This window comes from Cellulomonas hominis, assembly GCF_005239125.1.
In the GTDB taxonomy this organism is placed as follows: Bacteria; Actinomycetota; Actinomycetes; order Actinomycetales; family Cellulomonadaceae; genus Cellulomonas; species Cellulomonas hominis_A.
Window position 1 is genome coordinate 1 of sequence record NZ_SZYE01000392.1, and the last position, 581, is coordinate 581.

Here is a 581-nt window from a genome sequence, read left to right on the forward strand (position 1 = left end):
CCGCCGCCCCCTCCGCCGGCCAGGGCTCGGGCCCGGGGACCAGCGGCTCGCGGTAGGCGAGGTCCAGGTGCACCGGGCCCGGGTCGCCGGTCCGGGCGCCGAGCGCCGCGGCGACGGCCCGGGACAGCAGGTGCCGCAGGTCGCGGTCCTCCCCCGCGCGGCCGGACGGCGCGGGCACGTCGGCCGCGAGCCGGGTCGCCGCGCCGAAGATCCCCGGTTGCACGGTGGTCTGGTTCGCGCCGGTGCCGCGCAGCTCGTGCGGGCGGTCGGCGGTGAGCAGCAGCAGCGGGGCGCCTGCGTGGTGCGCCTCCAGCACGGCCGGGTGCAGGTTGGCGACCGCCGTGCCGGAGGTGGTCACGACGGCGACGGCGCGCGGCGCACCCTCCGCCGCGGCGGCCCGGGCGAGGCCGAGCGCGAGGAACGCCGCCGACCGCTCGTCCACCCGCACGTGCAGCCGGACCGCGGGAGCGCCGGCGGGGCGCTCGCCGTCGGGCAGGGCCGCCTCCGCGAGCGCGTAGGCCAGCGGGGCGCTGCGGGAGCCGGGGGCCAGGACGACGTCCCGGACGCCGTGCGCGGCGAGC

At 82.3% G+C, this 581-nt stretch carries 1 protein-coding gene; it reads right to left on the minus strand.

The annotated features are described in order from the left end of the window. The coding region (locus FA014_RS19725; protein WP_268865904.1) for a thiamine pyrophosphate-binding protein at positions 1–581 on the minus strand (581 nt) is incomplete at both ends.